This window comes from Exiguobacterium sp. AT1b (genome assembly GCF_000023045.1).
In the GTDB taxonomy this organism is placed as follows: domain Bacteria; phylum Bacillota; class Bacilli; order Exiguobacteriales; family Exiguobacteriaceae; genus Exiguobacterium.
In genome coordinates this window covers 2,003,872-2,030,000 of the sequence record NC_012673.1, presented here as the reverse complement: position 1 = coordinate 2,030,000, position 26,129 = coordinate 2,003,872, and the positions used below count along the sequence as shown (strand labels likewise).

General features: G+C 50.1%; 30 protein-coding genes (1 of these 30 running past the window's edge). 5 read left to right on the top strand and 25 right to left on the bottom strand.

Translation table 11 applies throughout. The features are described 5' to 3' along the window. From EAT1B_RS10525 to acpS, 8 genes are all read right to left on the bottom strand, one after another. Nucleotides 1-1,940: the 5' portion of a Tex family protein gene (locus EAT1B_RS10525; protein WP_015880561.1), read on the bottom strand. 190 nt of this gene lie to the left of the window's left edge; the window shows 1,940 of its 2,130 coding nt (coding positions 1-1,940); it begins with the start codon at nucleotides 1,938-1,940; its stop codon lies off the left edge, out of view. A 69-nt stretch (nucleotides 1,941-2,009) separates the two neighbouring features. Beyond that, the gene (sigB, locus tag EAT1B_RS10520; protein ID WP_015880560.1) at nucleotides 2,010-2,810 is read right to left on the bottom strand and encodes an RNA polymerase sigma factor SigB; all 801 of its coding nucleotides are present in this window, start codon (nucleotides 2,808-2,810) and stop codon (nucleotides 2,010-2,012) included. Next, nucleotides 2,776-3,255 (bottom strand): anti-sigma B factor RsbW, encoded by a 480-nt coding sequence (gene rsbW / locus EAT1B_RS10515; RefSeq protein WP_015880559.1) that lies wholly within the window; start codon nucleotides 3,253-3,255, stop codon nucleotides 2,776-2,778. Before rsbW ends, sigB begins: the two co-directional genes overlap by 35 nt. Continuing rightward, nucleotides 3,252-3,578, bottom strand: a complete 327-nt coding sequence (locus EAT1B_RS10510) for an STAS domain-containing protein (RefSeq protein ID WP_015880558.1) — start codon at nucleotides 3,576-3,578, stop codon at nucleotides 3,252-3,254. The genes rsbW and EAT1B_RS10510 overlap by 4 nt, the downstream gene beginning before the upstream one ends. A 141-nt stretch (nucleotides 3,579-3,719) precedes the next feature. Beyond that, nucleotides 3,720-4,070: a type II toxin-antitoxin system PemK/MazF family toxin gene (locus EAT1B_RS10505; protein ID WP_026824472.1), complete on the bottom strand. Its 351-nt coding sequence runs from the start codon at nucleotides 4,068-4,070 to the stop codon at nucleotides 3,720-3,722. A 5-nt stretch (nucleotides 4,071-4,075) separates the two neighbouring features. Beyond that, nucleotides 4,076-4,354, bottom strand: coding sequence for a hypothetical protein (locus EAT1B_RS10500; RefSeq protein ID WP_015880556.1), 279 nt, complete (start codon nucleotides 4,352-4,354; stop codon nucleotides 4,076-4,078). A gap of 129 nt (nucleotides 4,355-4,483) precedes the next feature. Further along, the gene (gene alr / locus EAT1B_RS10495; RefSeq protein WP_015880555.1) at nucleotides 4,484-5,560 is read right to left on the bottom strand and encodes an alanine racemase; all 1,077 of its coding nucleotides are present in this window, start codon (nucleotides 5,558-5,560) and stop codon (nucleotides 4,484-4,486) included. Beyond that, nucleotides 5,547-5,915 (bottom strand): holo-ACP synthase, encoded by a 369-nt coding sequence (gene acpS, locus EAT1B_RS10490; protein WP_015880554.1) that lies wholly within the window; start codon nucleotides 5,913-5,915, stop codon nucleotides 5,547-5,549. Before acpS ends, alr begins: the two co-directional genes overlap by 14 nt. Before the next feature lie 63 nt (nucleotides 5,916-5,978). Between acpS and EAT1B_RS10485 the strand changes: the two genes are divergently transcribed. Continuing rightward, on the top strand, nucleotides 5,979-6,704 hold the full coding sequence (locus tag EAT1B_RS10485) for a rhomboid family intramembrane serine protease (RefSeq protein ID WP_015880553.1): 726 nt from the start codon (nucleotides 5,979-5,981) through the stop codon (nucleotides 6,702-6,704). 36 nt (nucleotides 6,705-6,740) lie between these two features. On the opposite strand, the gene argF is transcribed toward EAT1B_RS10485, so the two are convergent. From argF to EAT1B_RS10435, 10 genes are all read right to left on the bottom strand, one after another. Beyond that, the gene (gene argF, locus EAT1B_RS10480) at nucleotides 6,741-7,667 is read right to left on the bottom strand and encodes an ornithine carbamoyltransferase (RefSeq protein ID WP_015880552.1); all 927 of its coding nucleotides are present in this window, start codon (nucleotides 7,665-7,667) and stop codon (nucleotides 6,741-6,743) included. Then, nucleotides 7,664-10,684, bottom strand: coding sequence for a carbamoyl-phosphate synthase (glutamine-hydrolyzing) large subunit (gene carB / locus EAT1B_RS10475; protein WP_015880551.1), 3,021 nt, complete (start codon nucleotides 10,682-10,684; stop codon nucleotides 7,664-7,666). Before carB ends, argF begins: the two co-directional genes overlap by 4 nt. After that, nucleotides 10,677-11,729, bottom strand: a complete 1,053-nt coding sequence (locus tag EAT1B_RS10470; protein WP_015880550.1) for a carbamoyl phosphate synthase small subunit — start codon at nucleotides 11,727-11,729, stop codon at nucleotides 10,677-10,679. Before EAT1B_RS10470 ends, carB begins: the two co-directional genes overlap by 8 nt. Further along, nucleotides 11,726-12,871 carry an acetylornithine transaminase gene (locus EAT1B_RS10465; RefSeq protein ID WP_015880549.1) on the bottom strand — a complete coding sequence of 382 codons (1,146 nt, stop codon included), beginning with the start codon at nucleotides 12,869-12,871 and terminating at the stop codon, nucleotides 11,726-11,728. The genes EAT1B_RS10470 and EAT1B_RS10465 overlap by 4 nt, the downstream gene beginning before the upstream one ends. Beyond that, nucleotides 12,831-13,610: an acetylglutamate kinase gene (gene argB / locus EAT1B_RS10460; RefSeq protein WP_015880548.1), complete on the bottom strand. Its 780-nt coding sequence runs from the start codon at nucleotides 13,608-13,610 to the stop codon at nucleotides 12,831-12,833. The genes EAT1B_RS10465 and argB overlap by 41 nt, the downstream gene beginning before the upstream one ends. Continuing rightward, nucleotides 13,607-14,824: a bifunctional glutamate N-acetyltransferase/amino-acid acetyltransferase ArgJ gene (argJ, locus tag EAT1B_RS10455; protein ID WP_015880547.1), complete on the bottom strand. Its 1,218-nt coding sequence runs from the start codon at nucleotides 14,822-14,824 to the stop codon at nucleotides 13,607-13,609. The genes argB and argJ overlap by 4 nt, the downstream gene beginning before the upstream one ends. A gap of 11 nt (nucleotides 14,825-14,835) precedes the next feature. Further along, nucleotides 14,836-15,861, bottom strand: a complete 1,026-nt coding sequence (argC, locus tag EAT1B_RS10450) for an N-acetyl-gamma-glutamyl-phosphate reductase (RefSeq protein WP_015880546.1) — start codon at nucleotides 15,859-15,861, stop codon at nucleotides 14,836-14,838. 159 nt (nucleotides 15,862-16,020) lie between these two features. Next, nucleotides 16,021-16,338, bottom strand: a complete 318-nt coding sequence (locus tag EAT1B_RS10445) for a hypothetical protein (RefSeq protein ID WP_015880545.1) — start codon at nucleotides 16,336-16,338, stop codon at nucleotides 16,021-16,023. Between the two features lie 33 nt (nucleotides 16,339-16,371). Beyond that, nucleotides 16,372-16,854 carry a hypothetical protein gene (locus tag EAT1B_RS10440; RefSeq protein WP_230235411.1) on the bottom strand — a complete coding sequence of 161 codons (483 nt, stop codon included), beginning with the start codon at nucleotides 16,852-16,854 and terminating at the stop codon, nucleotides 16,372-16,374. Continuing rightward, on the bottom strand, nucleotides 16,847-17,122 hold the full coding sequence (locus tag EAT1B_RS10435; RefSeq protein ID WP_015880543.1) for a 4a-hydroxytetrahydrobiopterin dehydratase: 276 nt from the start codon (nucleotides 17,120-17,122) through the stop codon (nucleotides 16,847-16,849). Before EAT1B_RS10435 ends, EAT1B_RS10440 begins: the two co-directional genes overlap by 8 nt. Before the next feature lie 140 nt (nucleotides 17,123-17,262). Here EAT1B_RS10435 and EAT1B_RS10430 point away from each other — a divergent pair, with 140 nt between their 5' ends. Further along, a complete protein-coding gene (locus tag EAT1B_RS10430) occupies nucleotides 17,263-17,796 on the top strand; it encodes a cysteine hydrolase family protein (protein ID WP_015880542.1) in 534 nt (177 codons plus the stop codon). A gap of 22 nt (nucleotides 17,797-17,818) precedes the next feature. Then, the gene (locus tag EAT1B_RS10425) at nucleotides 17,819-19,264 is read left to right on the top strand and encodes a nicotinate phosphoribosyltransferase (RefSeq protein WP_015880541.1); all 1,446 of its coding nucleotides are present in this window, start codon (nucleotides 17,819-17,821) and stop codon (nucleotides 19,262-19,264) included. 36 nt (nucleotides 19,265-19,300) lie between these two features. Here the strand turns inward: EAT1B_RS10425 and EAT1B_RS10420 are convergent, their stop codons facing one another. After that, nucleotides 19,301-19,603 carry a 7TM diverse intracellular signaling domain-containing protein gene (locus EAT1B_RS10420; protein WP_015880540.1) on the bottom strand — a complete coding sequence of 101 codons (303 nt, stop codon included), beginning with the start codon at nucleotides 19,601-19,603 and terminating at the stop codon, nucleotides 19,301-19,303. A 113-nt stretch (nucleotides 19,604-19,716) separates the two neighbouring features. Between EAT1B_RS10420 and EAT1B_RS10415 the strand changes: the two genes are divergently transcribed. Beyond that, a complete protein-coding gene (locus EAT1B_RS10415) occupies nucleotides 19,717-20,190 on the top strand; it encodes a YwpF-like family protein (RefSeq protein WP_015880539.1) in 474 nt (157 codons plus the stop codon). Between the two features lie 72 nt (nucleotides 20,191-20,262). Here EAT1B_RS10415 and EAT1B_RS10410 read toward each other — a convergent pair whose 3' ends face one another. From EAT1B_RS10410 to EAT1B_RS10400, 3 genes are all read right to left on the bottom strand, one after another. Beyond that, a complete protein-coding gene (locus EAT1B_RS10410) occupies nucleotides 20,263-20,739 on the bottom strand; it encodes a DUF456 domain-containing protein (RefSeq protein WP_015880538.1) in 477 nt (158 codons plus the stop codon). A gap of 10 nt (nucleotides 20,740-20,749) precedes the next feature. Then, nucleotides 20,750-21,349 (bottom strand): histidine phosphatase family protein, encoded by a 600-nt coding sequence (locus tag EAT1B_RS10405; RefSeq protein ID WP_015880537.1) that lies wholly within the window; start codon nucleotides 21,347-21,349, stop codon nucleotides 20,750-20,752. Between the two features lie 64 nt (nucleotides 21,350-21,413). After that, the gene (locus tag EAT1B_RS10400) at nucleotides 21,414-22,349 is read right to left on the bottom strand and encodes an alpha/beta hydrolase (protein ID WP_015880536.1); all 936 of its coding nucleotides are present in this window, start codon (nucleotides 22,347-22,349) and stop codon (nucleotides 21,414-21,416) included. A 173-nt stretch (nucleotides 22,350-22,522) separates the two neighbouring features. Here EAT1B_RS10400 and EAT1B_RS10395 point away from each other — a divergent pair, with 173 nt between their 5' ends. Beyond that, on the top strand, nucleotides 22,523-23,578 hold the full coding sequence (locus EAT1B_RS10395) for a metal ABC transporter solute-binding protein, Zn/Mn family (protein ID WP_015880535.1): 1,056 nt from the start codon (nucleotides 22,523-22,525) through the stop codon (nucleotides 23,576-23,578). Between the two features lie 39 nt (nucleotides 23,579-23,617). On the opposite strand, the gene EAT1B_RS10390 is transcribed toward EAT1B_RS10395, so the two are convergent. The 3 genes from EAT1B_RS10390 to EAT1B_RS10380 form a co-directional block, all read right to left on the bottom strand. Next, nucleotides 23,618-24,064 (bottom strand): hypothetical protein, encoded by a 447-nt coding sequence (locus EAT1B_RS10390; RefSeq protein WP_015880534.1) that lies wholly within the window; start codon nucleotides 24,062-24,064, stop codon nucleotides 23,618-23,620. 52 nt (nucleotides 24,065-24,116) lie between these two features. Further along, the gene (locus EAT1B_RS10385; protein WP_015880533.1) at nucleotides 24,117-24,572 is read right to left on the bottom strand and encodes a hypothetical protein; all 456 of its coding nucleotides are present in this window, start codon (nucleotides 24,570-24,572) and stop codon (nucleotides 24,117-24,119) included. An 85-nt stretch (nucleotides 24,573-24,657) separates the two neighbouring features. After that, complete coding sequence (locus EAT1B_RS10380; RefSeq protein WP_015880532.1) at nucleotides 24,658-26,103, bottom strand: sodium:alanine symporter family protein; 1,446 nt, start codon at nucleotides 26,101-26,103, stop codon at nucleotides 24,658-24,660. Nucleotides 26,104-26,129 lie beyond the last annotated feature (26 nt).

Here is a 26,129-nt window from a genome sequence, read left to right as displayed (position 1 = left end):
TCAATGACGTTTCGGACGGTTCCTTGGAATTCCATGCCGACTTGAAGGTCTTCGAGACTCATGACGTCCGTGCGTAGTAATGGTTTCTGGATATCTTCTCGTGGGTCACGACCTGGTTTGGCTAATGATTTCAAAATGTCTTCGACTGTCGGAAGTCCCGCTTCTAGTTGTTCACTCAAAGCTTTGGCATCGACTTGTTGCAATCGTTCTCGAAGCGCGGCCGTGCCGACCTCTGACTTTGAAGAACCGATCTCTTTTAAAATCGATAACGCGAGTGGATAGCTTTCTGGGTGGATCTCCGTCTGGTCGAGAACGTCTTTCCCGTTCATGATCCGTAAGAATCCAGCCGCCTGTTCAAACGCCTTCGCTCCGAGACGAGGTACTTTCTTAATTTCCTTTCTCGTTTCAAAGCGTCCATTCTCTTCACGATATGCCACAATATTTTTCGCCGTCGTCTTATTGAGTCCTGAGACGTACGTCAATAAAGACTCGGAAGCACGGTTCACATCAATTCCGACCATGTTGACCACGCTCTCGACGACGAACTCTAAGGAGGCTTTCAGTTTATTCTGGCTGACGTCATGCTGATATTGTCCGACACCGACTGATTGCGGGTCGACTTTGACAAGTTCCGCCATCGCGTCCTGAATTCGGCGTGCAATCGAGACGGCTGACCGTTCCTCGACTTTCAAATCCGGGAATTCACTTCGTGCGACTTCCGATGCCGAGTAGACACTTGCTCCCGCTTCATTCACAATCGCGTAAGCAATGTCACGTTCCGCTTTCTTCAACCAGTCGGCGACGAATTGTTCCGTCTCCCGTGAGGCGGTTCCGTTTCCGACGACGATGACCGAGATTGGATATTTCTTCGCGAGTCTCGTCAGTACTTTTTCAGCACCGGCGATATCGTGTTTCGGTGCAGTCGGATAGAAGACGCCGACTTCTTCGACTTTCCCGATTTCATTGACCACTGCCCATTTACAACCAGTTCGATAAGCCGGGTCGATTCCTAAGACGACGACTTCGCGTAGGGGCGGCTGCATATAAAGTTGTTTCAAGTTTTTTGAGAAGACATCGATCGCCTGCTCTTCTGCCTTTTCTGTCAACTCACCACGAATCTCTCGTTCGATGGCGGGGAAGACCGACTTCTTGTACGCCTCCGTCACAGCTGCCTCGACAACCTCACGCTTTTCTTTCGGAAGTCGTTCGTATGTACGGAGGGCTTGATCCATGAAGCGCGACTCGTCAAACACCACCTTCACTTGGAGCACGTCCGTGCGTTCCCCACGGTTCAAGGCGAGTACACGGTGCGGGACAATGCCAGCAATCTTCTCTTCATATTCATAATACTGCGCAAAAATCTCTTTTTCGTCTTCCGCTTGTTTTTTCTTCTTCGAGCGCAAGAGTCCTTCTTTTCGTACGCGATCGCGAAGCATCTGGCGCAGTTTCGCTTCTTCGCCCCATTCTTCGCCGATAATCGCATGAACGAGCGGCAACGCCTCTTCTACCTCGACGTCTTGAGAAAGTTCTTTTACCTCGTCCAAAGAATAGGGTGATTTGTCCCGGAACCAGTCCGCAAGCGGCTGCAGTCCTTTCTCACGTCCCTGCTCTGCTTTCGTGCGGCGTTTTGGACGATAGGGCAAGTAGATGTCTTCCACTTGTTGAAGGGTTGTCGCCGCCTCTAACGCTTTCGTTAGTTCAGGCGTGTTTTTTTCCAACTCTTCTAATTTAGCCAGGACATCCGCCTTGCGTTTTTGCAGGCTCTCTTCGTATTGAAGAGCATCCAAAATTCCTTTAATTTCAACTTCGTCCAAATTCCCCGTCATTTCCTTCCGATAACGGGCCATGAACGGAATCGTTGCCCCTTCAGATGCGAGCTGCTGAACCGTCTCGACTTGGTTCACTTTCAAGTTTAACGCGTTAGCCACTTTCGTAATCACTTGAATCACTTCCTTTTTTGATCTCTTTCAAAGTGTAGCAAACATTCAAACAAAAAAGCGATGACTCGATTAGTCATCGCTTGAGAATACTTCATTGAGTGGGACCTTGATGGCTTCACGCAGCTTTTCGAGTGCTCGCCGTTGCAAACGGGACACATGCATCTGCGAGATTCCAAGAAGTTCTCCTGTCTCTTTTTGACTCATATTCTTATAGTAGGCGCATTCCAAGATGGCGCGTTCACGCTCGTTTAAGACATTGAACGCTTTCTCTAGGATGAGACGCTGGTCGACCGATTCGTACCCGCGCTCTTGGCTACCGACCAAGTCGAGTAATGTGACCGTACTACCTTCGTTATCCGCTTCGATTGAACTATCAACCGACAAGGCTTGATAACTCTTACCCATCTCGAGCGTTTCGAGAATTTCTTCATCGGACACGCCGAGATGATCCGCAATTTCATCGATTCGTGGCGAACGTTGTAATTCGGTCGTCAACTCCTCGACTGTCTTCTTGATTTTTGGACCGAGTTCTTTGATTCGACGTGGCACGTGCACACTCCACGTCTTGTCACGAATGAATCGCTTGATTTCGCCGATGATGGTCGGGACAGCAAACGATTCGAAGCTACGACCAAATTCCGGGTCAAATCGACGAAGTGCCGCCAATAACCCAATCATCCCAACTTGTACGAGATCGTCATGAATCGCACGGCCACGCGAGAATTTACGCGCGAGTGCTTCAACGAGGTCAGAATAGCGGTTGATGAGGAGCATTTGCACTTCTTCGTTTTGATCGTCTTGTTGATAGCGTTCAATCCACTCTAGTACCTCGTCATCACTGTGATGGCGTTGTTGAGATTTTGCTGGCACTCTGATCCACCTCGTCCCTATTGAGGAGTTTTGTCATCGTCACTTTGACACCGTTGTCTTTATTGATCGAGACATCGTCCATTAATGCTTCGATCAAGAAGAGACCAAGTCCTCCTTCATGGAGCGATTCAATTTCGGTCGTCTCTTCGACCGGAGCGGCTTGACGCTTCACATCATCTGCGAACGTCTTGCCTGAATCCTCAATCGTGATTTCAAGACGATCTGCATAGACGCCACAAGCGAGTTTGACTTCCCCATCTTGATGATCGTCATAAGCATGTTGGACGGCGTTGCCACATGCTTCCGAGACCGCGATTTTAATATCCTCGATCTCGTCGTACGTATATCCCATACGGTTAGCGATTCCTGAAACGACTAATCGAACCACACCGACATATTCGGGTTTGGCCGGGAACGTCATGACCGTCTGTTCAACATTGTTCATTGCGTGCCACCTCTTACGTTCGAATTAATAGAAAGAAGTTTGTGAAGACCCGTCAATTCGAATAGACGATTGACTCGGTCTGTGACTCCGACAAGTGACAACTCTTTTTCGTTACGCGTGGCAATTTTCAATGCCCCGACGAACACGCCAAGACCTGTCGAATCCATATACTCTACTTCGTCTAAATGAACGACCACATCTTGCTCACTGATGGCCGGATGCAATACTTCTTTCAATTTTGGTGCAGTATATGTATCCACTTCTCCGGATACGTAAAGGTGTAATTGTTCTCCAATGACTTGCTCGCGAATCGCTAAATCCATCGTCTATTCCCTCCTAAATGTCCGTACAGAAAAATTGAGTACGATTAAATTAATTTCCCCTCTGACAAAATCTTAAACCACTTTTTTAAAAAAAGTTTAAAAAAAGACCGATACCTATGTACCAGTCTTATCTATGTAAGGCTAGAGAGGGATCAATCCCATACTGATCTCTAGCGCTCTGTCCACTTTATGCATCGTCTCATCATCGAGATGAGTGACTTTATCCGTCAGACGACGCTTATCAATCGTTCGAATCTGTTCAAGCAAAATCACAGAGTCTCGTTCGAGTCCGTGCTTCTCTTGATATACTTCCACATGAGTCGGCAGTTTTGCTTTTTGAATCTGAGCTGTAATCGCAGCGACAATGACGGTCGGGCTAAAGCGATTGCCGATGTCGTTCTGTACGATGAGAACGGGTCGAACGCCACCTTGCTCTGAGCCGACTACGGGCGACAGATTCGCATAAAACACGTCACCACGCTTTACGATCACGCTGCTCACACCCCACTTACTTGACGTAAGAGAGCGTGTTCGGCTTCGGTTTCAATCGTTAGCATCTCTTCTGCCATATTCAAGTTAAACGCGGCCATCTCTTGATAGCCTTTCGCCAATTCTTCACGCAGTGTTTGTTGTCGATCAGCAATTTCTTTAGACAAGTATGTCACTACATCGTTCAAGGACAGTGTTTCACGGTCTTTCATCGAAATCGGACCCCCTTGTTGCGAGAACCGATCTGGGACGGACGCTAGCGCACCCGCAGTTCGCTGCTTCAACATCTTACACCTCCAGAATCGTTTCATGGACTGGCGGAAATTCTCCCGCGTTCTTTATCAATATAACACGCGGGAATGGGAAAATATAGAGAAATCGAGAAAGAATTCAGATAATTTCACACGATTTATGATTCACACATAAAGACGTGGCAATCGGCTCGTGAATTGGCAAACGATCTCATAGTTGATCGTCCCAAGATATGAGGCGAGTTCATCAATGGCGACGTTTCCACCGACAAGGGTCACGTCCGTCCCGACCGGAAACTCTTTTGGAAGCCGGATCATGAAACGGTCCATACAGACGCGTCCCACGATCGGACAACGAATCCCATTGACCTCCACTTCAAATCCGCTCGCCTTTCGTAACCACCCGTCCGCATATCCGACCGGAACGGTACCAATCCATTCATCGGCTGACGTTGTATACGTCGCACCGTAACTGATGGTCTGACCTGCCTCTAGCCGCTTCACCTGCATGAGCTGACTTTTTAACGTGAATGCCGGACGCAGGAATGAATAGAACGTCTCCATCTCATGTGATGGATATAACCCATAAAGCGCGATGCCGACACGAACCAGATTATAAGGAACGTCTTGTCCGGCCATCCGGATCGCACCGGCCGAGTTCGACGTATGGATATAGCGGAACCGCTCGTGGAGACCATCCATCAAACGCTCGAACCGCTCTTGCTGTGTATAATACAGATTGCTATCGAGCTCATCCGCCGTTGCGAAGTGGGTATAGATTCCTTCCACCACAAAAGAATCGGTCGCTTCTTCAAGTAAGGCATTCAACTGTTCACGGGTACGAAGTCCGAGGCGTCCCATCCCGGTATCGACTTTGATATGAACCGCCAACGGCTTTTCTTCTATATATGGAGCTGCCTCTCGTAACCATTCGGCAGAAAATACGGACAACGTGATCCCCTGTTCTGCCGCCACTCCGGCATATTCAGGGAATTGCGCTTCCATGACGAGAATCGGTGCTTCGATTCCCGCATCGCGGAGTTCGAGCGCTTCCTCGAGTAACGCGACCCCGAGCATCGTCGCTCCGTTCTCCAGGGCGATCTTCGCTACTTCGACGGCCCCGTGTCCGTAGGCATTTGCTTTGACGACCGCCATGAGGTCCTGCGGAATCCGTCTCGTTAATTCTTTTATATTATGGGCGATGGCCGCCCGATCAATCTCGATTCGACTAGGACGAAACATGATGTCCCTCCTCTTCTAAGATGACTTGTGCGATGGCGTATGTTTGACTATGGCTGATGCTGACATGGATCTTCCCCACAAACGGCGCGGTCATGACAGGTCGACCCGTCTCATCCGGTAAAATTTCAATATGACGCCACGATAGCCCGTGTGCGATGCCAGTCCCGATTGCCTTGGCGTAAGCTTCTTTCGCGGCAAAGCGACCCGAAACAAACTCGATTTGACGCGGGAGCGGATACTGTTGAGACAGTTCATATTCCGCATCGGTGAGCAGCCGTTTTAAAAAACGTGGTTGTTTCATCGAGCGAGCCATCCGATCAAGCTCGACGATATCGACTCCGATTCCTACAATCACAGGACACTCGCTCCTTTCCTTTTTTCCCCGTTTCCTTATACAATTGAGGAAAGAGGTGATGTTATGTTTAGTCGTACGGAAAATGTTCAAACGTTTGTACGGGCATATCCACTCGTAACGCTGTTCATTGTAATCCAACTCCTTGTGTTTGTCATCGATTCTTTCGCTCCTGGTTTACGAATCGTGGCGACGGGAGGGTCGTTCCATTTGGCACTCGCTGACGGACAATGGTACCGTTTGGTCACGGCCAACTTCATTCATTTGAGTCTCGGTCACTTGCTGTTCAATTCGTTCGCGCTGATCATCTTCGGACCGGCGATGGAACGAATGGTCGGACACGTGAAATTTGCCTTGTTTTATGTATTCGCCGGAGCGCTCGCCAACCTGTTCACGTACTTCACTGTCAGCAACTTGTTTTATCTCCAAGCCGGGGCGTCAGGCGCCATCTTGGCCATTCTCGGATTCTACGTATTCATCGGTCGTTTCCGTCGCACGTTGATGTACAGCCAAGATGCCCGCTTGGTCTACATCTTCGTCGCCATCAGTGCCGTTTTCACATTGATTGGTTCGAACGTTTCCCTTTGGGGGCATGTGTACGGATTCTTGGCAGGATTCTTACTTGCCATCCCACTCTCACGGTTCGCCGTCCCGTATACGCGCCCGATGCGCTATGGGAAGTATAAGCAACGTTCGTACGCGCCACCTGTCATTCATTCCGGGGACGGAAAGTGGTTTTTCTACATCATCATCGGACTGGCCATCTTCGGATTATTGGCACAGTTCTTATAACGAAAAGGGTGACACGTGGCGTGTCACCCTTTGTCGTTACGTTAACAATGTCAGCATCAGAGCTTTTTGTGCATGCAGACGATTCTCAGCTTGATCGAACACCCATGACTGCGGTCCATCAATCACATCAGCCGTCACTTCTTCTCCGCGATGCGCCGGTAAACAGTGAAGGAAGATGGCGTCGGGGTTCGCAAGTGCCATCAACTCTTTATTTACTTGAAAACCGTTAAACTTCATCAGCCGTTCCTCCGCTTCCCCTTCCTGTCCCATGCTCGCAAAGACATCCGTGTAGACAATATCCGCCTCGTTCGCAGCAAGCGATGGGTTTTCGAACAATGCAATGCTTCCTCCGGTCGATGTAGCCAACTTCTGCGCTTTCTCATAAATGGCATGATCAACGGTATATCCGTTTGGTGAGGCGATGCGGATATGCATCCCACTCAGCGCCCCACCGATCATAAGCGAGTGTGCCATATTATTGCCGTCTCCGATATACGCCAACACTTTTCCGGCACGACTCCCGAACTGTTCTTCAATCGTCAATAAATCCGCGAGCACTTGGCACGGGTGATGCAAGTCCGTCAATCCATTGATGATTGGGATTGACCCGTGTTGTGCCAACGTCTCCACCGTTTCATGCGCATACGTCCGAATCATGAGTGCGTCCACATACCGACTCATCACTTGAATCGTATCCGTCAACGGCTCCCCACGCCCGATTTGCAAATCTTGCCCGCTTAGAAAGAGTGGGTATCCACCTAATTCGACGACCCCGACTTCAAATGACATACGTGTCCGTGTCGATGCCTTTTCAAATAGCAAGGCGACTTTCTTTCCTGTCAATGCCGTTGCATAAGATTGAGGTGAGCGTTTCACTTCGTGTGCCAATTGCATCAACGAATCGAGCGTGTCCGGTGTCAATTCCTCCATCGTTAAAAAATGTTGTATCGTCTTCACTGTCATTTGGCTACTCCCTCTCTCATTTGAATGGATTGCAACGACTGAACCGGATTGCCGGTCCGTGACTGACTCATCTGATAATACTGAGCTAACTGTTTGGACGAAATGATATGCACACCATGGCGGACGGCGATTTCACGTGCTGCTCGTTCGTCAACGGCATCCGAGAACAATACGGCGACATCTTGAAAATCACTGACGTCTGCGAGTGGTGTATCCCCGACGTGTTCAAACCCTTTCCCGAATACAAGATGCGGACGATCCATCACCCGTGTCGTCAGCGCGTCATACGTGAAGCGCTCCGGCACATATGGGGATGAACTGAACTGAAGCGTCTCGCCTGTCGAGCGCATGACCGGACCTGTCATCGGGTCGACGCCCGGCAATTTGACGTTCGAAAAGATTGGGGTCTTCACGGCATAGTTCGTCAATGTCGAAGAATGTGTCGGAACGAAATCGTTCAATGCGAGACCGTAAGCCGCATACGTCGACCATTCGATTAACGGTTCACCCGTCACTTTGCTGACAATCGGCACGGTCCGCGACGCACGTGGATTGATTTCAAGGACGTAGATTGTGTCTTCCTCCAACACGAACTGAATGTTCAGCGCTCCTTTATAATCGAGCGCCCGTCCGATTCGTTTCGCAATCGACTCCACTTGCTCTTGAATCGAGAGACTCGTCTCGACCGGCGGCAAGACCATCGTCGAGTCTCCGGAATGGACACCCGCCGCTTCGATTTGTTCTAGGACGACGGGCACATATACCGTTTCCCCATCTGTCACACAATCCACTTCAAGCTCACGCCCTGCGACGTATTGGTCCACTAGTGTCGGATAGGCAAGGTTCGGTAACACCTCTGCTAACTGTTCCTCTGAATGAATGAGTAACATGCCCTTTCCTCCAATCACGTAGGACGGGCGCAAGATACATGGGTAGCCTAACTGTTGGATCGCTTCCTGCAACTGCGTCGGGGAAGTGACTTCTTCACCCGGGATGTGTTCGACTTCAATCGAATCAAGGAATTGATAGAAACGTTCCCGGTCTTCCATTTGGTCGATGGTGTCTGCGGATGCACCGAGCAAGTGATACCCCGCCGTTTCTAATTCATGAGCGAGTGCAATCCCTGTCTGTCCACCGAACTGGATCAAGACATCCCGGCACCCTTCCGCTTCTAACACATGGATGACGTCTTCACTCGTCAGCGGTTCGACATACAGTTTGTCCGCAATCGAGAAGTCCGTCGACACGGTCTCCGGGTTGTTGTTGATCATGATCGTTTCGACACCAAGTTTTTGAAGGGCCCAGACCGCATGAACGGAACTGTAATCGAACTCGATTCCCTGCCCGATTCGAATCGGACCTGCTCCGATGATGGCCACCTTCCGTTTGTCACTCGGCTCCACTTCAGACGTCCCATGCCACGTACCGTAGAAATAGGGTGTACGACTTTCAAACTCAGCTGCACACGTGTCAATCATCTGATATACCGGTTGAATCGAGGCCGCTTCTCGGAGCACCTTGATTTCCTCGGCTTGCATGTGCATCACGTCGGCAATTTGCACGTCCGTGAATCCAAGTCGCTTCGCCTGTAACAACTGGACCGGATTCGTCAAATCTTCCTTCGTCGTCTGAATGAGTCGTTTTAACATGTGAATGAAATGAGGGGTGATGCCCGTAACCTGCTGTAATGCATCGACCGACATCAACTCACGGTCGAGCAAGGCGAGACAAGCATGCAATCGACGATCGGTCGGCGCCTCGACTTCACCCATCAAGACGTCGACCGCGGCTTCCCGCATCCACTTCGGATAAAGCGGCGCCTGTTCGATTCCGGCACCACGCCATGCCTTCTGTAACGCTTCTTCCAATGTTTTCCCCATCGCCATACTCTCACCGGTCGCCTTCATCTGTGGTCCGAGGGCGCGGTCTGTTTCCGCGAACAAGTCGAACGGGAAACAGGGTACTTTCGCCGTAATGTAATCAAGTGCCGGTTCAAAGCTCGCCATCGTATTCGTTGTGATTGGATTGATACAACGATCTAACGGTTCACCCAAAGCGAGACGTGTCGCAATTTTGGCAATCGGATAGCCGGTCGCTTTTGATGCGAGGGCCGAGCTCCGAGAGACACGAGGATTGACTTCAATCACGTAGTACTCTGATTGCGTCGGATGAACTGCGAACTGAATGTTACATCCACCAATCACACCGAGTTCGGAGACGATTCGAAACGCAGCGCTCCGTAACGTCTGATGCATTTGGTCCGATAAGGTTTGGGCCGGGGCGAACACGACGGAGTCCCCCGTATGCACACCGACCGGATCGATATTTTCCATGTTGCAGACGATGATACACGTTCCGAACGCGTCACGCATGACCTCATATTCAAATTCTTTATAGCCAGCGATGCTCTTCTCGACCAAACATTGTGAGATCGGACTCGCTTCAAGACCCCGACGTGCCATCGCATACGCCTCATCCTCCGTCATCGCAATCCCACCACCGGTCCCACCGAGCGTGAACGCCGGACGGACGATGAGTGGTACACCGGTCGTCTCAATGAAAGCTGTCAGTTCTTCAATCGTCTCAATCGTCGTCGATGTCGGAATCGGCTCGTTCAACAGCTCCATCTTTTGCTTGAACCGCTCACGGTCTTCCCCGTCACGAATGGTGTCGAGAGAGGTACCGAGTAATTCGATTCCATATTGGGTCAACACGCCAGCTTCCTCGAGATCAAGAGCCAAGTTCAACGCTGTCTGTCCCCCGACCGTCGCGAGGACGTGCGTTGGACGTTCCTTTTCAATGATCTCGGTCGCTTTTTGAACGGTCATCGCTTCAATGTACGTCGCGTCCGCCATTCCTGGGTCCGTCATGATTGTGGCAGGATTGGAGTTCAATAAGACGACTTCACACCCGGCTTCACGAAGCGCCTGGCACGCCTGCGTTCCGGAATAATCAAACTCTGCGGCCTGCCCAATCACGATTGGTCCTGAACCAATGACGAGTACTTTTTTATGCATACACGTTCACTCCTTCTTGAATCATTTCATCAAAACGGTCGAAGACGGACTGCGCGTCCGTTGGTCCAGGACTCGCCTCCGGATGGAACTGTGTCGTGAAAATGGATGCATTCGGATGAATCAACCCTTCCACCGAGTGATCGTTCACGTTCTCATACAGCAATTCAAGCGGGCTCTGTTCGATACTCATACGCTCGACCACATACCCGTGGTTTTGCGACGTCATCCATATGTCGTTCGTCTTGACGTTTCGGACCGGATGATTCGAACCACGATGTCCGTATGTTTGCTTTTCAATCTTGCAACCGAATGCGAGTGCGAGCAATTGATGCCCCATGCAGATCCCAAGGGTCGGATACGATAACGCCAATTCCCGGATGACTTCTATTTGCCCGAGGTGGTCTCGCGGGTCCCCGGGTCCGTTCGTTACTAGAATCCCATCCGGTCGCAACCCTTCGACGACCTCTTTTGACGTATGGTACGGAACACTCGTCACACGATATCCACGTTTCACCATTTCCCCGATCATCGACGCCTTCACCCCGAAGTCGAGACAGACGACATGCCCTTTCTCCCCGTTCCCTTCCTGAACGATAGACGCTGTTGTGACGCGCTCTGTCAGCCGAGTGATATCGGGTACGTCCAACGTTTCATGTGCCTCCTCTGCCATCATCCCAAACTGATCGCCTTCATCACGCAACACATGAACGAGTGCACGCACATCGACTTGTGACAGAACTGGAATCCCTTCGTGCTCTAACCAATCCTTTAAGTCAGACTGATCCCCAGAATCGGCAAGTGATTGCACGAGGACGCCGGCCACTTGAATGCGAGCACTTTCGCTCCCGTCTGATTCCAGTCCATATTGTCCGATCAGCGGATAAGTGAATGCGATGATTTGTCCAGCATATGACGGGTCGGTCAACACTTCTTGATAGCCCGTCATCCCGGTGAAGAATACGACTTCGCCACTTGCGTGTCGCACACTCGTCTCCCATGTTCCTGTAAAATGCTTTCCGTTCATTAAGCTGATGCTTCCGTTCATACGACGCCCTCCTTCTGTAAGATTTGTTCAAGTTTCGTCAATGCCTCGTCGATCTCCGATTTTGTGACCAATAGGGAAGGCAGGAATCGGATGACGTGCGGCCCCGCCATGACGACCAATAACCCCACCTCCGCCAATTCTGTGACCCAATCTGCTACCGGTTCTGTCGAGACAAGCCCAATCATCAGCCCAAGTCCTCTCACTTCGACGAAGCGTTCTCCGTCCACGAAGCGACTGAGCCCTCCTTTCAAATAATCCCCCATGTCTGTGACATGCTTGAGAGACTCTGGTGTGAGGAGGACATCGAGTGTCGCTTCTGCCGCCGCCATCGCCACTGGATTTCCACCGAAGGTCGAGCCGTGACTTCCAGGACCAAAGACCGTCGCCGCTTCCGGCGTCGTCAAGATCGCGCCGACCGGAATGCCACTGCCCAACCCTTTCGCCAACGTGACGACATGAGGGCGGAGCGGTGTTTGTTCGTATGCGAAACGTGTCCCTGTACGCGCGATGCCGGTCTGTACTTCATCGACGACGATTTTGACATCGTGCTTGTCAGCCGCTTCCTGTAACGCCCGCAACCACGATGCTTCTGCGACGACGACGCCGCCCTCGCCTTGTACAATCTCGAGCCAAATGGCAGACGTTTCGTCATCGATCCAGTCGAGAGCATTCATGTCGTTGAACGGTGCATGAATAAAATCACTCACCATCGGTCCGAATCCATGTTTTACTTTCTCTTGACCAGTCGCCCCGAGCATGGCGAATGTACGTCCATGAAACGACTGCGTGAATGTGATGATTTTTGTCTTCTGCGTCCACTTTCGCACTAACTTAAAGGCCGCCTCGTTCGCTTCCGTCCCACTGTTACAAAAGAAGGCATGTGTCAGATGCGTCCCGTTCGTCAACTTTTCAGCGACACGCTGCTGACCAGATATCAAATAGAGGTTGGACGTATGCCACACCCGGTTCAATTGATCTTCAATTTTCTGCTGCACGTATGGATGACGATGTCCCGTCCCACACACGGCAATGCCCATCACAAAGTCTAAGTACGTCTTTCCTGAAACATCCGTCACGTACGATCCACTCGCCTGCGCGATCTCAATCGTTCGTGGTCCGTATGTCGGTAACAGCGAATTCATAGTTCCCCTCCCATAATCTTGTCCCTGCGAGCGTCGCGTCACGACCATCTCGGATACGGGCACTTTTGACCCCACCTGCCACTGCTGCCAATAGCGCCTCCACTTTCGGCACCATCCCTCCATCGATTTCTCCAGATGCGATAGCTTTCCGAATGTCCCGTTCAGTTAGCGTCGTCTGAAATTCACCTTGTATGCGAATACCGTTCACATTGGTCAATAGTTCGAATTCATCCGCTTGTAACGAAACGGCAAGTGCCACCGCACAATCATCGCCATTACAATTCAACGGACCATCCATGCCGGCAATCACCGATGTCACAACCGGCACATGTCCGGAATCCATCAACCGTTCGAACACATCATTTCGAATCGAAATCACCTCACCGACTTTCCCGAGTCCATTCAGGGGTTGACCGAAAATCGCACTCCCGTCTACCCCCGATAAACCAAACGCATCAATGTCATATCGGGCGAGCGTCGACACAACGTCCGTCTGCATTTCCCCTGCCAACACACGCCAAGCCCCGATCAACACCTCGTCTGTCGTCACGCGACGTCCGTCCAAGAACAACGGTTCAATTTGTTGAGACGTGCAATATGCCGATAGTTTCGGCCCGCCTCCATGGACGATGAGCAGTTCATTTCCTTCTTCCATCCAGACCTGCCATTCTTCAAAGTACGAAGGTGTCATCACATCCCAGACACTGCCCCCCAGTTTAATGACTTTCCGTTTCGTCATGTCCGGTAACTCGCGTTGATTTTGACGTAGTCGTAGGTTAAATCACATCCGTATGCCTGACCGAACCCTTCCCCGTCATGCAAGTCGACCGTGATGTTGACAACGTCCCGACTCATCTCTTCGGTCGCATACGATTCATCAAACCAGACAGGTGTGCTGCCCTTTAAAACAAGTTGACTCCCGATTTGAATATCGATTGCCTCCACGTTCACCGGGAACGGGACGGCACCGATTGCGGCAATGATCCGTCCCCAGTTGGCATCCTGTCCATATACGGCCGTCTTCACAAGGGAGGACCCGACGACTTGCTTGGCAATCGTTCTGGCCTCTTGGTCTGATGCGGCGCCACTGACTTTCACTTCGATGAGTTTCGTCGCTCCTTCCCCATCTTTCGCTATCGCTTTGGCAAGCTCTAAACATACATCTGTCAACGCCTGTTGGAACGCGACGTGTGCGGAAGTCCCCTCTTTGATTTCTTCCATTTCTACTGCCCCGCTCGCCATGACGAGCACCATATCGTTCGTCGAGCTATCCCCGTCCACCGTGATGTTATTGAACGAGGCGTCGACACTTTTCTTTAGCGTCTGTTGCAACAACTCCGGTGCGATGACGGCATCTGTCGTCACAAATCCGAGCATCGTCGCCATATTCGGGTGAATCATCCCCGACCCTTTGGCGACGCCTGAGATCGTCACGGTCGCTTCTCCTTCTTTGTAATGGACACTGGTTTGTTTCGTCCCGGTATCCGTCGTCAATATGGCTTCAGCGAACGACTGTCCATCTTCCCATGTGTTGGACGGTTGCAGATGACCAATCCCGTTTATGAGCGGGATCATCGGAAGTGGCTGACCGATGACGCCCGTTGAAGCGACTGCCACTTCTTCCGGTTTTACACCGATATGTGTTGCGGTCATGTCGCGCATCGTGTAGGCGTCCTTCAGCCCTTGTTCACCTGTACAGGCGTTCGCGTTCCCGCTATTGATTAACACGGCTCGAAGATAGCCGTTTGTTTCGGCTAATGACGCTTTTGTCACTTGAATCGGTGCGGCTTGAAAGTGGTTTGTCGTGTAGACGGCCGCCGCGCTCGCCGGTCGTTCACAGACGATCAGCGCCAAATCTTTCCGTTTTCGTTTTAGTCCCGCATGAATGCCGCACGCTTGAAATCCTTTCGGTGATACGATGCCCGGTTTTTGGGTCGCCATGATGTCGATCATGCTTCATCCTCCTAAATGTATTGTGGTTGATTCAATAGTCCGAGTGTCTCATCGAATCCGAATCGAACATTCGCATTTTGAAGGGCTTGCCCGGCCGCCCCTTTTTGCATATTGTCGATGACCGATACGATAGTCAGTCGATGCGTCCGTTCTTCTTTGTACACCCAGAGGTCGCAGTAATTCGAACCGACCGTCGATTTGATTTCCGGCTCTCCCCGTTGCACGCGAATGAACGGTTCATCCATATATGCGTTTTGAAGACGATTCACCCATTCATCCTCTGACACGTGATCGTTCGGTTGAACTGTGATGGTCGCCATGATCCCACGATTGATCGGCAGCAAATGCGTCGACATCGAGACTGTCGCTTCAGTACCACCCATGTGAAACAAGGTCTGTTCGATTTCCGGGATGTGCTGATGCGCGTGAATCTTATATAACTGCACGTTCTCATTCGATTTGGCATGATGAGTCTTCTCGCTCAATCCTTTTCCAGCGCCCGTGATTCCGGAACAGGCCGAAACGATGATGTGTGCCGGGTCGATCCAATCGTGCTGAACGAACGGCAATAACGCGAGCGAGACAGCGGTCGCATAACAACCTGGATTCGAAATCCATTTCGCTTTCGTCAACAACTCTCGATTCCACTCGGTCAATCCATAGACAGCTTCTCGTTGAATCGTTTCGGTCACAGGCGGCTTCCCGTACCATGTTTCATACAAGCCGGATGGTAATCGTAAGTCCCCACTCAAATCGATGACCACTCCAGGAAAAGATGCTAACTGTCGAATATAGTCAGCAGACACGCCGCTCGGGGTCGCAAGGAACAACACATCAATCCCGTCTAGAGCGTCTGCTTGAAATGGCTCAAGTATTTTCGGACCTGTCTGTAACCACGGATACAGTTCCGATAAAGTCATCCCGGCGCTCGAGTCGCTGATCACTTTTTCTAAACGGATAGTCGGATGTTGCTCAATCAGTTTTAACAATTCCAACCCGGCATAACCTGTTACGCCGACGATGCCACACGTAATCATCTCTCTACCTCCTCAGAAGAATAAAATGATTGAACCATATGCATATTTATTCTGTCAATTGTATTTTTATTCATTTGTGATAGAACGTTGCCTTTTTTATTGGTGTACGAGGGTTTTGGCAAATAAAAAAAGTCCGATGCGCATGCACCGGACCTGTGATTAGATTTGATTTTTATGACGAGCCTCTTGAAGCGCATCCACTAAGTCTTTTACGTCTTCGACGAGGTTTTGAATCGTATCTTGGTTTTCTTCGTAAAGCGATTTCCATTCCATGACACGGTCTTTCAAGTTGCCTTTTGATGACGCTTGTAGACCGACCGCATGTGCCTCAGTCGACGTGTTCGATGATTTCAACTTCGACTTGATGCCTTTCAGTTGTCTCACTTGTTGATCGCGCGTTTCGCTATGGAGAAGTGATGCTGCTGCGCCGATTACCGCACCCGCAGCCATCCCCAACCAGAAATAATTCTTGTTCATAAAAATCCTCCCCTAACATGACGTTATCTTTTATTATAGATTATCTGACTCACTGACGACATAGTGTTTTATGACGGGACCTGCACCGCGCTGTTCGACCGCTCGCTTCAAACGGTCTTCAAGGATTGCGTAGTCCGCCGTATCACGAAAGTGTTTCCCACCAGACGTGAATTGAATGAAGACGACGGCATGATTGTCATCCGGGTCGACACCGAGTCGGTACGCCGAAAACCCATCATGACTGACACCGAGTGGCGCCTTTTCCGTCAACAAGTGGTGAAACAACAGGGAGCGGGCATTCTCATCTGCTGGAACGTTCGCGTATAAGATGTTTCCTTTTTTCACGAATTCGCCCGATGCCTCTTCAATCTCAAACACTTTGCCGCTCTTGAACGGAGATTTCTCTCCTTCCGCGAGCAGAATCGTTTCGTGTCCATTCGCCGCGATGACGCCCGGTTCCTTTCGAAGACGCTCCGCCACGCTGCCTGACGCAAAAGTCATATAGAGCTTAGACAAGTTCCTCACACCCTTTCGCGAGTGTGATGTCTTTCTCTGTGATGCCCCCTTCGTCATGGGTCGAGACGGTCAATGTCACGTTCCGATATTCAATCAAGATGTTCGGATGATGATCGAGCGATTCAGCCAAATCTGCTACAAGATGCACGAACTGGATGGCCTCCGGAAACGTTTCTAGCCGATACGTCTTTTGAATCTCCCCGTTCACTTCTTCCCAACCGTTCAACCGTGACAGTTCATCTGTCAATTCACTTTGCGATAATACCATCGTCACAATCCCCTTTCCCTATACAGTCTACTGTCTTAATCTACCCAAACCGGAGAAAAATAATCTTCCGCGCATGATGTATAATGAATTAGAATGAGGTGGATAGCCATCATTTTGATTACGAGAGAGGAGCATCTCCCATGCGCGCATTGATTGTTATTGATTATACATTTGATTTTATCGCAGACAGTGGTCGTTTGACTTGTGGGAAACCCGGGCAAGAGATTGAAGAACGGATCGTCGAGTTGATCGGGACATTCGCAACGGAGGACTATGTCGTCATTGCGAACGACGTCCACGATGCAGGTGACACGTTCCACCCTGAAACGACGTTGTTCCCACCGCACAATATCCGCGGGACAGAGGGCCGTGAATTGTACGGTACTGTGAAGGAAGCGGCGAAACAGGCAGATCACTGGATTGATAAGACACGTTATAGTGCCTTCGCCGGAACTGACCTTGACCTGCGTCTTCGGGAACGCGGAATCACAGAAGTTCATCTCGTCGGTGTCTGCACGGATATTTGTGTACTCCATACAGCCGTAGATGCCTACAACCTCGGTTATCAAATCGTCGTCCATGCCGATGCCGTCCAAAGCTTCAACCCGGTCGGTCATGAATGGGCGCTCGAACATTTCGTCACGACACTCGGTGCGACCGTCGTCGGAAAGTGACGTAAAACAGAAAGGAAACCATATGTTACATCGCAATTTAGCACTTCACACTGACCTTTATCTCCCACGCTGGATGTATATCTACTGGAAGCAAGGTCGCCATCATGAAAAAGTCGTCTTTGACCTCTACTATCGCTCGAACCCATTTAGTGGCGGTTATGTCGTCTTTGCCGGACTCGAGAATATCGTTCACTATTTAGAGAACGTCTCCTTTACAGAGGCGGACATCGCCTATTTGAAAGAACAACTCGGATTCGAAGATGAATTCGAAGACGTCTTACGGAACTTTAAGTTCACTGGTTCACTATATAGTGTCCGCGAAGGAGAAGTCATCTTCCCTCATGAACAAGTCGTTCGGATTGAATCGACCATCTTTGAAGCGAAGCTGTTCCAAACGGCGCTCCTCAATATCGCGAACCACGAATCACTCATTGCCACGAAGTATGCACGTATTCGTCAGGCTGCTCCGAACGAGACACTCCTTGAAGGAGGAGCTCGTCGCGCGCAAGGTGTCGATGCGGCGTACTACGGGACACGTGCGGCTTACATCGCTGGTTTCGACGTGACAAGTCTCGTGTCAGCCGGTCGTGACTTTGACGTCCCGACAGGAGGGACGATGGAGCATGCTGATATTCAGTTCCACGATGATGAATTGAGCGCATTCCGTTCGTTCGCTGAGATGTACCCGGACAACACGAGTCTTCTCATCGATACGTATGACACACTCAAGTCTGGTCTTCCGAACGCGATTACGGTCGCAAAAGAACTCGAGGCGAAAGGTCATCGTCTCAAGTCAGTACGACTCGACTCTGGGGACCTCGCCTATCTGTCGAAGCGCGCCCGGAAGGCGTTGAATGAAGCGGGGCTCGACTATGTCAAAATCGTCGTCTCTGGGGATTTGGATGAGTACGTCATTCAAGACTTACGGATGCAAGGCGCAGAGGCCGATACGTTCCTCGTCGGGACACGCGGCATCACGGCTTACGAGCAGCCAGCACTCGGGATGGTCTATAAACTCGTCGCGCGTGAGGATGAATCCGGAGAATTAAAACCGGTCATCAAAGTATCTTCTTCCAAAGTGAAGACGACGACACCTCACAAGAAAGAGTTGTATCGCATCATCGACAACGAAACGAAAAAGTTCAAAGGCGACTATATCGCCCTCGCCGATGAACCGGTCGAATCGTACACCGAGATTGACTTGATCGACGTCCGTGACCCGGCCTTCAAGATCAAGACACGCAACTTCAACGTGAAACGCTTGTTGCAACCGATCTTCCTTGATGGGAAACGGGTATACGACCTGCCGAGCACAAGTGAGATTCGTGCATATCATCACGAGCAGATGAACGGACTGTGGGAAGAGTATAAGCGTCTCCGTTTGCCGGAAGTGTATTCGGTGACGTTCAGCAAGCCACTGTGGGATTTAAAACTCGATATGATTCGCAAAACGCGAGTACCAAAATAAAAAAACGGTTGTGGGTGCATACCCACAACCGTTTGCTTATACTATCGTCATCTCGCCTGCTTGGCTTTGATCTTCTTTTCTCCGAAAGTAAAGCGCCATCGACAAAGAGAGCAATATCAAGACAAAATAGACGGTCCGTTGCCAAAACGTCGCTTCGGTGTCTCCTTGGAACAACGCAATGATATAATCGCTCCCACTGACTAAAAACAATCCGGCAAGCAAGAGAAAGATCCGATAGCCGGCCCGACTCCGCTCCCGTTTCACTTTGAAGAAAAGGACACCATAGTAGACGATTGCGAGAATCGTCACATACCCGATTACGCCAACAACCCAACTCATCTTGATGCCTCCCTCACTCTCTATTTTTCTGTTTCTTCCCCGTTATCTTAACACATTCTATTCCTCAGACTGTGTTAAGATGGTCTAAAGAAAACGCGGAAAGGAACGATCCTATGAAAACGTTTCGCCTCGTCCAAGTCCGTCTCGTTCAAGACGAGTACGGCAATGAACTGAATTTACCAATCGATTTGCTCGATGGATTAATCATCTCGAAAGAGCACGATTCAGAGTGGCTCCTCGAAATGCTCGTGCCGACTGAGTCGGCTGTCACGCTCCATCATTACTTAAACAAACGCATCCTCATCCTCGCTGAAGCCGTCATCACGTCGCCAACGAACGCCCCGGCTGCGCTCGCACTGACGTTCACGAGCGAACGCGCATTGAGTGACCATCATACGTTCGTCGCCGAAGGACTCATGTTGATTCCGAAACAGGATGCGACGAAGCAAGTACTCGATTCTTTGATTCAAGATGGCGTCGCCACTTCGAATTTAAAGCCCGCCTTCTTCGAGAAAAAAGTAGAGATGCAACAATCGTTCAGTCGCTCCGCTTTCAATCAATTGGTCAAAACCGGGTCATTCGAATAATCGGATGACCTGTTTTTCTTTCCCCAAAACCATTCACCTTTCAAACTAAAAAGACGGAGAAACCTCTCCGCCTCACACGTAGATAAAGAACAAGATGATCATCATCGTCATCCCGATCACTTTTAAGAGCGTGCTACCGAGAAAGGCGAGAACGGTTCCGACGCCGATGCTCCACGCTTCACGTGTCGTCTTCCCAAGTGTCAACTCCGCCAAGAAAGCGAAGATGAACGGGAAAATCAAAACCCCGACGAGCGGGAAAATAAACGGTCCTGCAATCAAGCCGATTGTCGCGCCCCATTTCGCACGCTCCGAGCCGCCCCGCTTATCCACTGTAGCCCGCGTGACGACATAGTCGACCCCGAACAAGAAGATAAGGAAGACCGATTGCCATACCCAGAATGTCCAAGTCAACGGTTCAAATGAAAAACCGAATCCATAAATCATGTATCCGATGAACAAGAACAAGACACTCGGGATGACTGGATAGATGAGTCCTGCAAAAGCGACCACGAATGATGCGATAATGAATACCCATAGTAAGGTCGTCATGACATTCTCCTCATTTCATAATGGTCGGATCGGTGATATGGTCAGCCACGTTGACCGCCTTCACTTCAAACTGACCTTGTTGATGGGTGATATAGTTCGAGCAGGCGTTTCGCATGGCGTGACGGAACGTATATGCCCCATCGATAGCAGAAAGCGCCGCTTTGATTGCATGAGAATGGCAGACGACAATGATGCGTTTGCCAGAATACGTATCCACCAAATGATTCATTCCTTCTAAGACCCGGGTACGCATCTCGTCTTCCGTTTCGAGACCCGGAATCTGATTCTGGTCATCCGCTTGAACCGCCTCGTAAATCCCTTTCACGGGCTGCCCGGATGCCGCTCCGAATTCACGTTCAATGAAACGCTCATCTAGCAGAATCGCTTTATGTTCGATGCCACAGGCTGTCGCAATGGCTTGTGCGGTGTGAACCGCACGTGACAAAGGACTCGAGACGATGACGTCCCACTTCTCTTGACTCAAAAAAGTTGCACTCTCCTCTGCCTGTTGACGTCCGAGTGCATTCAACGGGTTATCTTCACGCCCTTGAATAATTTCTAAACGGTTCCAATCGGTCTGGCCGTGTCTGACTAAACATAACTCTGTCACTACTTCCACTCCTTACTCTTTCAATCATCCCCCCATCGTACCATCTTCCCTAAAAATCGCAACGTCATCCGAGGCATTCTTCAATAAAACGATTGATTCTGGCCATGAGTTGCTCTTCTTTGATTGGATTATCCGATTGAAGGAAGCTCGCCAGCGAGTGGGTGCCATTTGGAAAGGAGATGAGTTGAACGTTCGCGCCGACGTCACTCGCATGTTCGACGAAGTGAAGCGCTTGACCGAACGGGACAATCGGATCTTTCTTCCCGTGTAACAGTAAAATCGGCGGGGCATCGGCGTATAGATGGGAGACTGGGGAACATTTTACCATCAACTCACGCCATTCCTCACGGCTTCCTTCATAAAACTTTAAGTGAGCGAGCCACGTCTGGATGAATTTGAACAATAAAAAGTTCGTCGGTGGATACAAGGCGATGACCCCTTTGATGGTCGGGAGGTCGTCTCCCAAATCGCCTGCAAATTGTCGATGACGGTCGAGCGCAGTCGCAAGCATGAGCGCGGCGCCTGCTGAGTCCCCCCAAACGAGTAGTTGACTCGTATCTAGCGTCAACAGCGATTCATGTTGTTTCAAATAGCACAGGGCATCAGAGACATCAAAAATATTGTCAGGGAAATACACCCCGTCTTCAAATAGACGGTAATCGATGCTGACGACCGCGATCCCTTTCCCCAAAAAGTGGTCAAGCAACGGATGAAACAGTGTCACCATACTCCGATTCCCTCTGACGAACGCTCCCCCATGAGCATATACCGCTACGGGGAACGGCCCTTCTCCAGGGGGGAGATACAAATCAAATTGGAGCGGACGATCGTGAACAATTTTATACGTGTACGTGTGGCGCCGGCGTGTTGTCGGTCGAATCGGCAATTCAGGCTCTTGCCATCTGACAAGTGACCCGTACTGACTCCACACGCTAGCTCCGGCTGCCGTCGCCGCAGCAATCGCCGCGCCCCCGACAAACCAGGCAGTCTCCTTTCTCATACAATCCACTCCTCGTTCCTTTTTTTAATCATATTCCCGCTTTTTTCAAAAATCTATCCATCAGAAGTCGGACTTGACGTGCTCTAAAGGTCACACTATAATATTACTCGCAGTCATAAAACGTAACAGTTACGATTTAATATTCAGATAATTTGAAAGGTGGAAGATGCTAGATGAAAAAGACATGGTTCGGCGCAGTCGCAGCCGGTACGCTTTTACTCGGTGCGTGCGGAAATACCGAAGGAGATAACGCATCTGAATCAACGGATGGTCAATTGACCGTTTACGCTTCAACGTTTGCATTAAAATCAATGGCCGAAGAAATCGGTGGGGACCGCGTCAACGTGGAGATGGTCATTCCACCTGGGGCTGACCCGCATACGTATGAGCCAACTTCAAAGCAAATGACACAAATCGCAGAAGCCGACCTCTTTTTGACGATTGGTCATGACCTTGAACCTTACGTCGAGTCTATGGAGAAGAGTTTAGAAGGTCAGAACGTCGCTTTCGTCAAAACAGCTGAGAACGTGAAGTTACTCGATGCAGCGGATACCGTCCATGTCCATGATGAGGAAGGACATACTGAAGACGAAGGGCACACCGAGGATGAGCACGCTCACGAAGAAGACGCACATTCTGAAGACGAAGGGCATTCTGAAGACGAGCATGCTAACGAAGAAGCATCACACTCGGAAGATGAGCATGACCACGGAAAGTATGACCCTCACGTTTGGCTCGATCCAACGAATGCTGTATCGATGGCAGAAGCGGTCGAAGCCGCATTCAGTGAGGAAGCACCCGACTATAAGGATGAGTTCGCAGAACGATTAAGCACCTTCAAAGACGAAGCGAACGCCCTCGATGCGGAATTGAGGGCAGCGGTCGAGAACGGTTCGAAATCCGAGTTACTCGTAACGCATGCCGCATATGGCTATTTGGCTGAACGCTATGGTTTCGACCAATTGCCGATTGCCGGACTCACACCGTCTGAAGAGCCGTCACAACAAGCTCTCAAACGGATTATCGAGGAAGCCCGCCTCCACGACTTGAACTATATCGCATTCGAAGACACGGTCACACCAAAAGTGGCCGAAGTCGTGAAACAAGAGATCGGCGCAGAGAGCGTGACAATCTATAACTTGGAATCGGTCACGAAAGAACAGATGGACAAGAGCTACTTCGACTTGATGCGTGAAAACGTCAAGGCACTTGAAACTGCTTTGAAATAATCAAAATCCCGAAACGAATCAACTCGTTTCGGGATTTTTTTATACTTCTATTCGTCGATCTAACATCTTCATCGTGACGAGAAGCAGAAGCAGTAGCGATACGATGACGCTCATCATCCAGAAATCCCCGTCCATGAAGAATGATCGTGTCCACTCTCCTGTACTCAGTCCTAACCATGCTTGACTGACACTAACACCAATCAGTGCGATTGCACCAAAACGAATCCATGTCATCTGTGGAACGAACCGTTTGCTGACCACATAACTATTCAACACTAAAAGACCAATATATGCGATAAGAAGGACGTTCCAAACTGTATCGAATAGCACCGGTGCCACCCCTCCCGTCACAGCATACCCCCACGTCATGAAGAATACGATGAATGAGATGAGTGTGATGCGATAAAGCGGCTTGATTTTCGTTTGATACGCAAGAAACGGATTGATGAGTATCCCGAGCCAGATGAGTGTGCCGAACACATCCATGAGCAAATCCCCTTTATACCATTTTTTAACAGTATATCATGAGAACTCCCTTTCATTCATAATAAATCAAGACGAGTTCTTCCTGGGACGCAGCCGTCTCACAAAATTGTTGAAGCCGGGTCCAATCTTCCCAAATCGTCTCGAATTCGTCTTTTGCAACGATTGCCATGTCTTTCACATCATCTCGCCCGAACGCATGCAACGTATCTTTGACGATATGAAGTAACTGCGGGGTCAAGATACCGACCACGACCGCCTGCGCCTCATTGACAATCAACTCTTCGCCGACGAGCGCCATTTCCATGTTATACGTGTCGGCCCCGTCGATATATACCTCGATTTGACTAAGTACGCGTTGAAACGGCTCCACATTTGGGAGCGTCAGCGTATCGTCCCGATCCCGATATTGCTCATGCATATGAATCAACCAGTCTAAAATCATCTCCGGATCCTGATTAAATGACACCCAAACTTCTGGGGAAACACGTACATAATGCGTCGTCTCCATACATGAACGCCCCCTTTTTTATGACATTACCCGTCTTGTATACGTAAAAAAACCGCCTACGTGAATTCGTAGACGGTTCCATTCATCAAGAACGACTTGTTCCTGTTTGTTGTTCTTCTGTTTCGCTTTCCCAAGCTTCGATGTATTCACGACCAGGGAGGTTCTCAACCGAGTCGACATAGAAGACCGGGTCCTCTCCTTTGCGACGCTGTGCCAAGTAGTCATCGAGAACGGCTCGAGCCACTTTCGCCAAACGGAAGATGGCATACAAGTTCACGAGTGCCATGAGACCCATGAACACGTCAGCAATCGACCAGACGAGGCCGGCAGAGCGGACCGCACCAAACAAGACCATTCCGACGACACCGATGCGATAGAGAGTAACGTAGATTTTCTTATCCGAGATGAACTGGATGTTCGTCTCACCGTAGTAGTAGTTTCCAAGAATCGAACTGAATGCGAACAAGAAGATTGCAATCGTCAAGAACGATGTTGCGACTGATCCGATTTCTGCTGTCAACGCGGCTTGCGTCAATTCGACACCTGCGAACGACTCTGAACCGGCTACGCCTGAAATCAAGATGATCATCGCTGTCGATGTACAAACGAGCAATGTATCTACGAATACGCTAAACGATTGAATCAATCCTTGTTTGACAGGGTGAGATACTTCTGCTGTCGCAGCGGCGTTCGGTGCAGAACCCATACCCGCTTCGTTCGAGAAGAGACCGCGGCGAATCCCTTGAAGTACCATGGCGCCAATCGCTCCTCCGAAGAGTTGCTCGATTCCGAGGACTCCTTCTGAGAAGATGAGGCTGAAGACGTCTGGTAGAAGGGAGACGTTCGTCACCATAATCCAAATCGCGAGTAAGATATAGCCACCTGCCATGACCGGTACGATGATACTCGACAAGAGTGCGATCGATTGGATTCCACCGAAGACGACAATGGCCGTCACAATCGCAAGGACAATCCCGACGACTGTTGTGCTGATCCCGAACTGGTTACTCACAGAGAGTGAAATCGTGTTCGACTGTACCGAGTTAAACGCAAATCCGAATGAGAACGTGATCAAAATCGCGAACAAGACACCGAGCCAGCGTTGACCGAGCGCACGCTCCATATAGTAGGCAGGTCCCCCACGCCATGTGCGTCCATCACGAATCTTGTACACTTGTGCCAATGTACTTTCGACGAATGCAGATGCTGCTCCAATCAACGCGATGAGCCACATCCAGAAAACTGCTCCGGGGCCACCTAGCGCAATCGCTGTCGCCACACCGGCAATGTTACCCGTCCCGACACGTGCTGCCGTCCCGATTGCGAACGCCTGGAACGAAGACACTTGGCCTTTTTCACGCTCTGTGCCTTCTTTGAACAAGAGGCGGAACATTTCAGGAATCATGCGGAACTGAACGAAGCCCATACGAACCGTAAAATAAAGACCTAACGCGACAAGTACAACGATGAGCACTTGCGACCACAACAAATCGTTTGCTTGCGAAACGAGTTTCTCTACCAATTTCTCCATACTAATCCTCCATCATTCTAAAAATC

What these genes read in the sequence shown, in the direction of transcription:
- EAT1B_RS10400 (WP_015880536.1), bottom strand. Translation starts at nt 22,349, where the DNA reads ATGAGAAAGGAGACTGCCTGGTTTGTCGGGGGCGCGGCGATTGCTGCG.
- EAT1B_RS10485 (WP_015880553.1), top strand. Translation starts at nt 5,979, where the DNA reads ATGTTTAGTCGTACGGAAAATGTTCAAACGTTTGTACGGGCATATCCA.
- EAT1B_RS10390 (WP_015880534.1), bottom strand. Translation starts at nt 24,064, where the DNA reads ATGGATGTGTTCGGCACACTCATCTGGCTCGGGATACTCATCAATCCG.
- rsbW (WP_015880559.1), bottom strand. Translation starts at nt 3,255, where the DNA reads ATGAACAATGTTGAACAGACGGTCATGACGTTCCCGGCCAAACCCGAA.
- argB (WP_015880548.1), bottom strand. Translation starts at nt 13,610, where the DNA reads ATGACGAAACGGAAAGTCATTAAACTGGGGGGCAGTGTCTGGGATGTG.
- EAT1B_RS10435 (WP_015880543.1), bottom strand. Translation starts at nt 17,122, where the DNA reads ATGGTATTATCGCAAAGTGAATTGACAGATGAACTGTCACGGTTGAAC.
- argF (WP_015880552.1), bottom strand. Translation starts at nt 7,667, where the DNA reads ATGACAGTGAAGACGATACAACATTTTTTAACGATGGAGGAATTGACA.
- EAT1B_RS10415 (WP_015880539.1), top strand. Translation starts at nt 19,717, where the DNA reads ATGAAAACGTTTCGCCTCGTCCAAGTCCGTCTCGTTCAAGACGAGTAC.
- EAT1B_RS10510 (WP_015880558.1), bottom strand. Translation starts at nt 3,578, where the DNA reads ATGGATTTAGCGATTCGCGAGCAAGTCATTGGAGAACAATTACACCTT.
- EAT1B_RS10430 (WP_015880542.1), top strand. Translation starts at nt 17,263, where the DNA reads ATGCGCGCATTGATTGTTATTGATTATACATTTGATTTTATCGCAGAC.
- carB (WP_015880551.1), bottom strand. Translation starts at nt 10,684, where the DNA reads ATGCATAAAAAAGTACTCGTCATTGGTTCAGGACCAATCGTGATTGGG.
- EAT1B_RS10500 (WP_015880556.1), bottom strand. Translation starts at nt 4,354, where the DNA reads ATGTTGAAGCAGCGAACTGCGGGTGCGCTAGCGTCCGTCCCAGATCGG.
- EAT1B_RS10385 (WP_015880533.1), bottom strand. Translation starts at nt 24,572, where the DNA reads ATGGAGACGACGCATTATGTACGTGTTTCCCCAGAAGTTTGGGTGTCA.
- EAT1B_RS10380 (WP_015880532.1), bottom strand. Translation starts at nt 26,103, where the DNA reads ATGGAGAAATTGGTAGAGAAACTCGTTTCGCAAGCAAACGATTTGTTG.
- EAT1B_RS10395 (WP_015880535.1), top strand. Translation starts at nt 22,523, where the DNA reads ATGAAAAAGACATGGTTCGGCGCAGTCGCAGCCGGTACGCTTTTACTC.
- EAT1B_RS10470 (WP_015880550.1), bottom strand. Translation starts at nt 11,729, where the DNA reads ATGAACGGAAGCATCAGCTTAATGAACGGAAAGCATTTTACAGGAACA.
- alr (WP_015880555.1), bottom strand. Translation starts at nt 5,560, where the DNA reads ATGTTTCGTCCTAGTCGAATCGAGATTGATCGGGCGGCCATCGCCCAT.
- EAT1B_RS10465 (WP_015880549.1), bottom strand. Translation starts at nt 12,871, where the DNA reads ATGAATTCGCTGTTACCGACATACGGACCACGAACGATTGAGATCGCG.
- argJ (WP_015880547.1), bottom strand. Translation starts at nt 14,824, where the DNA reads ATGATCGACATCATGGCGACCCAAAAACCGGGCATCGTATCACCGAAA.
- argC (WP_015880546.1), bottom strand. Translation starts at nt 15,861, where the DNA reads ATGATTACGTGTGGCATCGTCGGCGTAACAGGTTATGCCGGGTTGGAA.
- EAT1B_RS10420 (WP_015880540.1), bottom strand. Translation starts at nt 19,603, where the DNA reads ATGAGTTGGGTTGTTGGCGTAATCGGGTATGTGACGATTCTCGCAATC.
- EAT1B_RS10445 (WP_015880545.1), bottom strand. Translation starts at nt 16,338, where the DNA reads ATGAACAAGAATTATTTCTGGTTGGGGATGGCTGCGGGTGCGGTAATC.
- EAT1B_RS10425 (WP_015880541.1), top strand. Translation starts at nt 17,819, where the DNA reads ATGTTACATCGCAATTTAGCACTTCACACTGACCTTTATCTCCCACGC.
- EAT1B_RS10410 (WP_015880538.1), bottom strand. Translation starts at nt 20,739, where the DNA reads ATGACGACCTTACTATGGGTATTCATTATCGCATCATTCGTGGTCGCT.